The organism is Mycobacterium sp. 1465703.0 (assembly GCF_001672975.1).
Taxonomy (GTDB): Bacteria; Actinomycetota; Actinomycetes; order Mycobacteriales; family Mycobacteriaceae; genus Mycobacterium.
The window spans coordinates 1-9,815 of sequence record NZ_LZKU01000084.1 but is presented as its reverse complement, the minus strand read 5'-3'; the positions used below and the strand labels follow the sequence as shown (position 1 = coordinate 9,815).

Annotated in this window: 9 protein-coding genes and 2 pseudogenes; 5 read left to right on the top strand and 6 right to left on the bottom strand. The window is 65.6% G+C overall.

What is annotated here, in order from left to right:
* A pseudogene (locus tag A5625_RS08085) lies at nucleotides 1–271 on the bottom strand (type III polyketide synthase); the annotation flags it as partial.
* On the opposite strand from A5625_RS08085, the pseudogene A5625_RS08080 reads away from it, so the two are divergent.
* The 3 genes and pseudogenes from A5625_RS08080 to A5625_RS08070 all read left to right on the top strand — a co-directional run.
* Nucleotides 236–538 (top strand): annotated as a pseudogene (locus A5625_RS08080) (3-oxoacyl-[acyl-carrier-protein] synthase III C-terminal domain-containing protein); the annotation flags it as partial. The pseudogenes A5625_RS08085 and A5625_RS08080 sit on opposite strands and share 36 nt — an antisense overlap.
* A 20-nt stretch (nucleotides 539–558) precedes the next feature.
* Entirely contained in the window at nucleotides 559–1,059 is a 501-nt protein-coding gene (locus tag A5625_RS08075) for an isoprenylcysteine carboxyl methyltransferase family protein (protein ID WP_066991307.1), read from the top strand.
* The gene (locus A5625_RS08070) at nucleotides 1,056–2,072 is read left to right on the top strand and encodes an NAD(P)/FAD-dependent oxidoreductase (RefSeq protein ID WP_066991304.1); all 1,017 of its coding nucleotides are present in this window, start codon (nucleotides 1,056–1,058) and stop codon (nucleotides 2,070–2,072) included. The genes A5625_RS08075 and A5625_RS08070 overlap by 4 nt, the downstream gene beginning before the upstream one ends.
* On the opposite strand, the gene A5625_RS08065 is transcribed toward A5625_RS08070, so the two are convergent.
* Both A5625_RS08065 and A5625_RS08060 read right to left on the bottom strand, forming a co-directional pair.
* A complete protein-coding gene (locus A5625_RS08065; RefSeq protein ID WP_066991301.1) occupies nucleotides 2,069–2,860 on the bottom strand; it encodes a crotonase/enoyl-CoA hydratase family protein in 792 nt (263 codons plus the stop codon). The two genes, A5625_RS08070 and A5625_RS08065, sit on opposite strands and share 4 nt — an antisense overlap.
* Complete coding sequence (locus A5625_RS08060; protein WP_066991298.1) at nucleotides 2,857–4,005, bottom strand: thiolase family protein; 1,149 nt, start codon at nucleotides 4,003–4,005, stop codon at nucleotides 2,857–2,859. Before A5625_RS08060 ends, A5625_RS08065 begins: the two co-directional genes overlap by 4 nt.
* 110 nt (nucleotides 4,006–4,115) lie before the next feature.
* Here A5625_RS08060 and A5625_RS08055 point away from each other — a divergent pair, with 110 nt between their 5' ends.
* The gene (locus A5625_RS08055) at nucleotides 4,116–5,555 is read left to right on the top strand and encodes a wax ester/triacylglycerol synthase family O-acyltransferase (protein WP_066991295.1); all 1,440 of its coding nucleotides are present in this window, start codon (nucleotides 4,116–4,118) and stop codon (nucleotides 5,553–5,555) included.
* 122 nt (nucleotides 5,556–5,677) lie between these two features.
* Here A5625_RS08055 and A5625_RS08050 read toward each other — a convergent pair whose 3' ends face one another.
* Complete coding sequence (locus A5625_RS08050) at nucleotides 5,678–6,484, bottom strand: lysophospholipid acyltransferase family protein (protein ID WP_066991292.1); 807 nt, start codon at nucleotides 6,482–6,484, stop codon at nucleotides 5,678–5,680.
* On the bottom strand, nucleotides 6,466–7,734 hold the full coding sequence (locus tag A5625_RS08045) for a cytochrome P450 (protein ID WP_066991317.1): 1,269 nt from the start codon (nucleotides 7,732–7,734) through the stop codon (nucleotides 6,466–6,468). Before A5625_RS08045 ends, A5625_RS08050 begins: the two co-directional genes overlap by 19 nt.
* Before the next feature lie 248 nt (nucleotides 7,735–7,982).
* Here A5625_RS08045 and A5625_RS08040 point away from each other — a divergent pair, with 248 nt between their 5' ends.
* Nucleotides 7,983–8,273 carry a hypothetical protein gene (locus A5625_RS08040; RefSeq protein WP_066991290.1) on the top strand — a complete coding sequence of 97 codons (291 nt, stop codon included), beginning with the start codon at nucleotides 7,983–7,985 and terminating at the stop codon, nucleotides 8,271–8,273.
* Between the two features lie 75 nt (nucleotides 8,274–8,348).
* Here the strand turns inward: A5625_RS08040 and A5625_RS08035 are convergent.
* Nucleotides 8,349–9,815: aldehyde dehydrogenase family protein (locus A5625_RS08035; protein WP_232003526.1), on the bottom strand; the 1,467-nt coding region annotated here is incomplete at its 5' end.

Below are 9,815 nucleotides of genomic sequence, written 5' to 3'. Positions count from 1 at the left end.
GCTGGCACACCCAGGTCGTCACATCGCTCGGGCTCAGCCCGTGGTCGGCGAGGAATTCGCGCACGTCGTCGCCCAGGTATTTCTCGGCGATGGTGGCGACGTCGGCGGACAGCACGATCCGGAAGCCGTCGGCGCCGATCTTCCAGCCCATCACCTCTTCGGTGTCGGGATAGAGCCTGCTGCGGGTGGCCAGTACTCGAGGGCCGGTGTGTTCCCGGCCGGCCCGGTTGGCACCCTGGGCGACGACGTGCGCGAATTCCTCGCCGACCACGGGCTGAGCCCGAGCGATGTGACGACCTGGGTGTGCCACCCGGGCGGCCCGCGGGTGATCGAGGCCGTCGAGAGCGTGCTGGACCTTCCCGAGGATGCTCTCGACCACACACGAAACTCGTTGCGCGACAACGGAAACCTATCGTCGGTCTCGGTGCTCGACGTGCTCGCGGCCAACATGGCCGATCCGCCTCAGCCGGGCTCGATCGGGCTGATGATCGCGATGGGGCCTGCGTTCTGCTCCGAGCTGGTGCTGCTGGCCTGGTAGAGCTGGTTAAGACTGTAGCCATGTATTACCTGCTGATAGTGGCGGTCGCACTCGAACGCGTCGCGGAGCTGGTGGTGTCGACCCGAAACGCGCGATGGTCGTTTACCCAGGGCGCCAAGGAGTTTGGTCGGTCGCACTATCCGGTGATGGTGGCCATTCACACCGCGCTGCTGGTCGGCTGCCTCGTCGAACCGTGGGCGTTGCACCGGCCGTTCATCGCATGGCTGGGCTGGCCGATGCTGGCAGTGGTGGCGGCCAGCCAGGCGTTGCGCTGGTGGTGTATCACGACGCTGGGCCAGCGGTGGAACACCCGGGTGATCGTCTTGCCGCAGGCGCCGTTGGTGCGCCAGGGTCCCTACCGCTGGTTGCACCACCCGAACTATGTTGCAGTGGTGGCTGAGGGGTTGGCGTTGCCGCTCGTGCACACGGCGTGGCTGACCGCGACCGTTTTCACGCTGGCCAACGCCGCATTGCTGAGGGTGCGCCTGCAGGTGGAGAACTCCGCGTTGGGTTATACGTGAGCGATTACGACTCGGACTTGTTGATCGTCGGCGGCGGCCCGGGCGGGCTGGCCACCGCGTTACATGCTCGACGTCTTGGACTTTCGGTGATCGTGGCCGAACCGCGAGAGGACCCCATCGACAAGGCGTGTGGCGAGGGATTGATGCCCGGCGGATTGGCCGAACTCACCTCGTTGGACGTGGATCCGGTTGGCATGCCGTTTCACGGGATCGCCTACGTCAGTGAACGACGGCGCGCCCAGGCACGTTTTCGCAACGGGCCGGGGCGCGGCCTCCGGCGCACGACGTTGCACGCTGCACTGGCCGCGCGCGCCAAAGAGCAAGACACCGACTGGATCCGCGCGCGGGTGACAAAGGTCGCGCAAGACGCCCACGGCGTCTCGGCCGCCGGTGTGCGCGCGAAATGGATGGTGGCGGCCGACGGACTGCATTCACCGGTCCGGCGCGCCGTCGGAATCACGGCGACGGCCGGGACACCGCGGCGCTACGGCGTGCGTCGGCACTACCGAGTGCCGGCATGGTCGGAATTCGTTGAAGTGCACTGGTCGCGCTGGGGCGAGGCATACGTGACGCCCGTCGAGCCCGATCTGGTGGGTGTGGCGATCCTGTCGCGTGGCCGGCCCGACCTCGCCTGGTTCCCACAGCTGGCCCGGCAGTTGCAGGGCGGCGAGCCCGGACCCGCCCGCGGCTGCGGCCCGCTGCGGCAGGTGGTTTCGCGCCGAGTCGCGGGGCGGGTGCTACTGGTCGGCGACGCCGCGGGCTACGAGGACGCCCTCACCGGTGAGGGCATCAGCCTGGCCCTCAAGCAGGCCGCCGCGGCGGTCGAGGCCATCGGCAACGAGACGCCGGCCCGCTACGAGAAAGCGTGGCACCGGATCACCCGCGATTACCGGCTGCTCACCCGCGCGCTGGTGCTGGCCAGCACGCCGCAGCCGGTGCGGCGCGCCGTCGTGCCGGCGTGCACGCTGCTACCGGCGGTGTTCGACCGCGGCGTCAACATCCTGGCCGGCTAGCGCGCCTTCCAGACCGGCTCCCGCTTCTCGGCGAAGGCCAGTGGGCCCTCTTTGGCGTCTTCGGACTTGAGCAACGCCTTCATTTCCCGCATGGTGCGTTCCCAACCCGGTTCGTCACCGACGATGACGCCGTCGTCGACGCCGTAGGCGACCCGCTTGCTGGCCTGCACCGACAGTGGGGCGTTGACGGTGACCCGCTCGGCCAGCGCCAGCGCGGCATCGAGCACCGAGCCCTGCGCCACGACCTGGTTGATCAGGCCCCATTCGCAGGCCTGAGCCGCGGTGAGCGGTTCGCCGGTCAACAGCAGCTGCATTGCCACCTTGCGGGGCAACTGGTCAGCGATCCGGAACACGCCGCCGGCGGCGGCGATCAGTCCCCGCTTGACCTCGGGCAGGCCGAACTGGGCTCGTTCGTCGGCCACCACCAGATCACTGGCCAGCGCCAGCTCGGTGCCCCCGCCCAGGGCGGTCCCGTTCACCGCCGCAATCGTGGGCTTGTCGATGAAGTGGTGGACGTATCCGGCGAAACCCCATTCGGGATGGCCGGGGTGATAGATGTTCTCGCGGCGTGCGATCGCCTTGAGATCGGCCCCGGCGCAGAACGACTTGTCCCCCGCGCCGGTGACCACCACCGCCCGCAATTCGGGGTCGTGCTGCGCTTCTTCGAGCGCATCCCCGAGGCCGATGCTGACGGCGGCGTTCACCGCATTGCGGGCTTCCGGCCGGTTGATGGTTATCACCATCACGTTGCCCCGGCGCTCGGCCAGGGCGCCCGGCGCCTGGGTCACAGCAGTTCCACGATGGTGGCGTTGGCCTGGCCGCCACCCTCGCACATGGTCTGCAATCCGTAACGAATTCCCTTGTCCCGCATGTGGTACAGCAGCGTGGTCATGATCCGGGCACCGGACCCGCCCAACGGGTGGCCCAGTGCGATGGCGCCGCCGTTAGGGTTCAGCTTCTTCTCGTCGGCTCCGATGTCCTTGAGCCAGGCCAGCGGAACCGGGGCGAACGCCTCGTTGACCTCGTAGGCGCCGATGTCGTCGATGGACAGCCCGGAGCGTTTCAGCACCTTCTGGGTCGCCGGGATGGGTGCGGTCAGCATGATCACCGGGTCGGCCCCGGCCAGCGCCGCCGTGTGCACCTTGGCGATCGGCTTGAGTCCCAGCTCCTTGGCCTTCTCGGCGGACATGAACAGGATTGCCGCCGAGCCGTCGGAAATCTGCGACGAGTTGCCGGCGTGGATCACGCCGTCCTCCCTGAACGCCGGCTTCAGCGAGGCCATTTTCTCCATCGGTGTGCCGCGGCGGATGCCTTCGTCCTTGAGCACCACGTTGCCGTCCTGGTCCTTGATGCCAACGATCTGGTCATCGAAGGCGCCGGAATCCTGTGCGGCAGCTGCCTTTTCGTGTGAGTCGAGGGAGAACTGGTCGAGCGCGGTGCGGTCGAATCCCCACTGCTCGGCGATCATCTCTGCGCCGATGCCCTGGTTGGGGATCTGCCCTTGGTAGCGGTCCAGAAAGGCCTGGGGGTACGGCCGTCCGCCGTTGGCCAGCGATGCTCCCATCGGGGTCCGTGACATCGACTCGACGCCGCCGGCGACGACGACGTCGTAGTGCCCGGCGATCACTCCGGCCGCCGCGAAGTGGATGGATTGCTGGCTCGATCCGCATTGGCGGTCCACGGTCACGCCCGGGACCGTCTCCGGCCACCCCGCGGTCAACAACGCGGTGCGGCCGATGTCGAGAGCCTGCTCACCGGCCTGCATGACGCAGCCCCAGATGACGTCGTCGACCAGTCCCGGATCGACTCCGGCCTTATCGACCAGGCCGTTGAGCACCTGCGCGGACAGATCCGCCGGGTGCACCCCGGACAATCCGCCGTTGCGTTTGCCGATCGGTGAACGCACTGCCTCGACGATGACGGCTTCAGCCATGGTCTTGTCTCCTTTGACACGTGGACTTAAAGAGTGGAGTCTTGCGTCGATTGTCAACCAAGGGGTTGGGCGGGCGCAGCCCGGGGTAGTTCTGGGGCAATAATGGTCGAGTGAAGCGGCTCAACGGCATGGACGCGATGCTGTTATACAGCGAGACGCCGAACTTGCATACGCACACCTTGAAGGTGGCAATCGTCGATACCGCCGACTACGACGGCGAGTTCAGCTTCGACGTTTTTAAGCACACACTGCGCCGACGGCTGCATCGGCTGGATCCGTTGCGCTACAAGCTAATCGACATCCCATGGCGATTGCATCATCCGATGTGGCTGCAGAATTGCGAAGTCGACCTCGACTTTCATGTGCGCCGCGTCCAGGTGCCCGCCCCGGGCGGGCGCCGAGAGCTCGACCAGGTGATCGGGCAGATTGCCGGCATCCCGCTGGATCGCGACCGCCCGTTGTGGGAGTTCCACTTCGCCGAAGGCATGGCCGATCAGAAATTCGCGATCATCGGCAAGATGCACCACGCCTTGGCCGACGGCGTCGCCTCGGCCAATCTGCTGGCCAGGCTGATGGACTTGGCCGGCCCGGTGCAGGACGACCGCGACAATGACACGAGGTGCATTCCGCCTTCGACGGCCCAGCTGCTGCGTGCTGCCGCCGAGGATCACGTCCGTCAGGCCGCCGCGTTACCCGGGGTGATGGCCGAGGCCGTCGCCGGGGCGCGGCGGCTGCGGCGGCGCGCCCGGCAGCGCGGCAAGCAGCCCGACCTTGCTCGGATGCTGCACGCACCGCCGACGTTCATCAACCACAAGGTCTCGCCGGCAAGGACTTTCGCCACTGCGACACTGCCGTTGGCTCAGGTCAAACAGACCGCCAAACAGCTGCAGATCACCATCAACGACATGGTGATGGCGATCGCCGCCGGCGCACTGCGCGAACTGCTGTTGCGCTACGACGGCAGCGCAGACCAACCCCTGGTCGCCTCGGTCCCGGCCACTACTGACAGGTCGCCGGAGCGGATCAGCGGCAACGAGCTTGGCGGCATGGCGGTGTCGCTGCCGACGCAGATCGGCGATCCGCTGCAGCGGGTGCGGCTGACGGCGATGAGTACCGCAATCGCCAAGGAAAACAACGAGCTTTTCGGGCCGGAGCTGTATGGCAGATTGATCAGCTACCTACCGGGTGCGGCAGCCCCGCTGGCATTCAGATGGCTGGCCCGGCGGGACACCAGAAACAGGCTATTCAACATCCCGATCTCCAACGTGATGGGGCCGCGTGAGCGTGGTCGTTTCGCCGGCGCCCCGGTCAGCGAAATCTATTCAGCCGGACCGCTGATCACCGCGTGTGGGATCAACATCACCGTGTGGAGCTATGTCGACCAGCTGAACATATCGGTGATCGCCGACGACCGCACCCTCGGCGACCCCCATGAACTCACTGACGCCATGATCAACGCTTTTTGCGAAATCCACACTGCGGCAGGGTTTTCCGATGACCTGGCGGTCGTGCAGAGCGCGATGCCACCCGCTGTCAACTCGACGGATTAGCACTTCAACTCCCGCATAGGCATCCTCCCGGATGGTATGCACGTCAGCCGCGAAAGCGCTTGCGCGGGTGCTATCGCTTTCCAAACTCGGTTAATGGTTACCAGAGTTTGGTCGTATCGGCCCTAGCCCAGGATGGGAAAGCGCCGCTCGCGAGCCAGACCGTCCAGAGTGCTCTGCATCATGGCGCGGATGTGTGCGTCCACGTCGGCGGCGCCAGGCGTTTCGCCGAATTGCGCAGCGACGTCGATCGGTTCCAGCACTTCGCTGACGATCTTGGTCGGCAACGGCAGGTTGGGCGGCATGATCATGCTGAGCCCGAACGGGAATCCCACGGTGATGGGCAGAATGTCGGACCGCCACCGCGACAGGCCCAACCGCTTCGCCAGCCACGTGCCGCGGGTGAGGAACAACTGGCTTTCCTGCCCACCGATGGAGACCACCGGCACGATCGGTACCCGCGCGTCGATCGCCGACCTGATATATCCGGTCCGGCCGTTGAAGTCAATCACGTTCTCCGCCAGCGTCGGTCGGTAGGCATCGTAAATCCCGCCCGGGAACACCAGCACCACACCACCGGACCGCAGCGCCCGCGCGGTGTTTTTTACGGTCGCGCGAATGACCCCGAGGCGACTCAACCAATCCGCCATCGGCCCGACGAACATCCCGTCGTGGCCGAGCGTGTACAGCGGACGCTGATAACCGAACCTGCGGTAGAAGGCCGCGGCGAAGATCAGCACGTCGGGCGTGAGCATGCCGCCCGAGTGGTTGCCGACGACCAGGGCACCGCCGTCGGGTGGAAAAGATTCCAGCCCCCGCACCTCGAAGCGAAACCAGCGTCGCGCCAAGGGTTCTGCCGCACTGACCAAACGCTCGGTGAAGCCCGGATCCCACTCGCCGATTTCGCGGGTACTCACGAAATCGGGGTGAATTCGAGGTGCAACTCGGACAGGCCCCGCATCTGCCAGGTCGGGTCATAGCTGTAGCGGCGGGCGTCCGGCGGCCCGTGCTCGGCCTCCGCGATGGTGATGTCCGCCATCCGGTCGAGTATGCGGTTCAGCGAGATTCGTCCCTCCGCGCGGGCCAGCGGTGCGCCCGGGCAGGAGTGATTGCCGCGGCCGAAGGCCACGTGTTCACGCACGTTCGGCCGGTCGATGCGGAACTCGTCGGGCTGCTCGAACTTTCGTGCATCCCGGTTGCTCGCGCCGGGCAGCAACATCACCGTGCTGCCCGCCGGGATGTCGGTGTCACCGATCGAGGTCGTGGTGCGCGCCATCCGGAAGTGACACTTGACCGGACTCTCCATGCGCAACGTCTCTTCGACGAAATTCGGTATCCGGCTGCGGTCTTCGCGGAGCAGCTTCTGCAACTCCGGGTTCTCTGCGAGCGTGCGGATGCCGAAGCTGAGCAGCTTGGTGGTCGTTTCCTGACCGGCCGCGAACAGGAATGTCGCCAGCCGGACCACGTCGATGACTTCGGGAGTCGAACCGTCGGGGTACTTCGCCTGGGCCAGCTCGGTCAACACATCTTCGCGAGGATGGCGGCGGCGTTCGGTGATGTGGGTGGTGAACTTCTCGTCGAGGTATTCCAGCGGATTGTGCGCACGCGTCACCGAATCGTCCTCGACGCCACCGGAAAACTTGCCCGAGAACACATCCCGGAACTCTTCGTGGTCCTCGATGGGGACTCCCAGCAGGTCGGCGATCACCAACCCGGAGAACGGTCGCGCATAGTCGTCGAGGAATTCACAGCTTCCGCCGGACAGGAACTCGTCGAGCTGCTGATCGGCGAGCCGCCACATGAAGTCTTCGTTTTCCTTGAGCCGCTTGGGTGTCAGCAGACGACTGAGCAGACCTCGCGTCCGCGCGTGCTCCGGCGGGTCCTGGGTCACGATGTGTTCGCTCATCGGGATCTGCGAGCGATGTTGTTCGATCAGGCTGCCGATGTCGTCGCCCTCGGGCTCGAACGGCAATCCCGAAAACGGGCCGGCGACCGAGACGCACGACGAGAACGCCGGATCTTTGTAGACGGCGAGTGCTTCGGCGTGTCCCGTTACCGCCGTCACGCCCTGGGCGGGTCGCGGAAGCACCGGACAGCGGGCACGCAGCTGATCGAAGTACGGGTACGGATCCGGTATCAGGGACAGATCTGTGAAGAAATCAACCGATTCGAATTCGCTCAACAGGACTCCTAGCATCCGGGTAACCGCCCCCACCCCACGTCAACCCCCGGGCGGCGCAACCTCTCCTGCCAATCTAGAGCTGAACAAATATTAGGTCAAGCTGAGCGAACCGGGATAGCCCGATCGCCCGCTGCCTTCACCACCCATCACGCAGCCCCGCGTTCGACGCCAGTTCTTCGGCGGCGCGTACTGCTTCGGTCACCTGTAATTCATTTGTCCTGGGGCGGCAGCGCATATGGTCCCCGGATGTGAGCACTCCTGCGCCCGGGCCCGGTTGGTGGCTGGACTCAGACAGCAAGTGGTATCCCCAGCGATGGGAGAGCACCTTCATCTCGCAGACGCATGAGTCGTTGGAGACGGTCCTGGAAGAGGCGAACCGTCTGACGAAGACCTACGGCGAACAGGGCTGGGAAATAGTGGGGTCCTCGGTGCAGCGCACCCAAGTCGCCCACCGCTTCAAGGAATACGACCGCGGCGGTGACCACTATTTCGAGTGGAGCATCGTGTGCACCCTAAAACGGCCGCTACCGCCCGGCTGACCGAAATAGCCGCCACGGTCGCGATCAAAACCGAAACCGCGGCCGTGACGGCAATCTCGTCTTAACGGTTGATGCTTAGCCGGCGGGGTACGCGACGGACTTGATTTCGGTGTACTGGTCGAAGCCGGCGACACCGTTCTGCCGTCCCACGCCGCTCTCCTTGTAACCGCCGAACGGTGTGTCGGCGCCGTACGGCGCACCTCCGTTGACGCCCATGAAGCCGGCCCTGATCCGACGGGTCACCGACAGCGCACGCTCGAGGGAGCCGGCAAACACGTTGCCCGCCAACCCGTACACGCTGTCGTTGGCGATGCGGATCGCGTCTTCCTCGTCCTCGAAGGGGATCACCGAGAGCACCGGACCGAAAATCTCTTCCTGCGCGATTGTCATCTTATTGTCGACGTTGGTGAAAAGCGTTGGCCTGATGAAGTATCCCTTGTCGAAGCCGGTGGCCGCGCCCGGGCCGCCAACCAGCGCCGTAGCACCCTCTTCGACGCCCTTCTCGATGTAGCCGGTCACCCGATCGAACTGCCGCTGCGAAATCACCGGCCCACACAGGGTTCCGGGGTCCTGCGGGTCGCCGCAGGTGACGTTCTCGTAAATGTTCTTCAGGATCTCGACACCCTCGTCATAGCGGGACCGCGGCAACAGCAGCCGGGTGGGGTTGGCGCAACCCTGACCGGCGTGCATGCACGGCGCGATGCCGACCATGCAGGCGGTGCCGAAGTCGGCGTCCTCCAGCACGATGGTGGCCGACTTGCCTCCCAACTCCAGGAATAGCCGCTTCATTGTGGCCGCACCCTTTTCCATGATCCGCTTGCCGACCACGGTCGAGCCGGTGAACGAGATCAGGTCGACTTTGGGTGACAGCGTGAGCTCCTCGCCCACGAAGTGATCCGATGCGGTGACGACGTTGACGACACCCGCTGGGATATCGGTCTTTTCGGCGATCAGCCGACCGAGGCGGGTCGCGTTGAACGGGGTGTTCGGCGCGGGCTTGAGCACCACCGTGTTTCCGGTGCCCAGGGCCTGGCCGAGCTTGTTGAGGGTGACCTCGAACGGGAAGTTCCACGGCACGATGGCACCGACGACACCGACCGGCTCCCGCCAGACCTTACGGGTGGTCAGCGTGCCGGTCAGGCTGATCACCTTGTCACCGAGGTCGGTCTCCCAGGCGTACTCGTCGATCAACCGGGCGGGGTACTTCAGTCCGTCTTCCAGTGGAGCGTCCAGCTGCGGTCCGAACGTGATCGCCCGGGGCGAACCCACCTCGAGGATGAGCTCCTCGCGCAGCTCGTCGATCTCCGATTCGATCGCCTCGTGCAGCTGCAGCAGGCAGCGCTTGCGCAGCTCCTTGTTGGTCGACCAGTCGGTCTCGTCGAAGGCGCGCCGGGCGGCGTCGATGGCCCGGTGCATGTCCTCCTTCGAGGCGTCGGCGACCTCGCCGAGCGACTCCTCGGTTGCCGGGTTGATGTTGGTGAAGGCGCCGGCCTGCCCGTCGACGAGCTTGCCGTCGATCATCATCTTCGACTCGAAGCGGAC

Bases quoted from the DNA above. Each gene is read 5' to 3' on its own strand.
- A5625_RS08075 (WP_066991307.1), top strand. From the start codon at position 559: ATGTATTACCTGCTGATAGTGGCGGTCGCACTCGAACGCGTCGCGGAG.
- A5625_RS08060 (WP_066991298.1), bottom strand. From the start codon at position 4,005: ATGGCTGAAGCCGTCATCGTCGAGGCAGTGCGTTCACCGATCGGCAAA.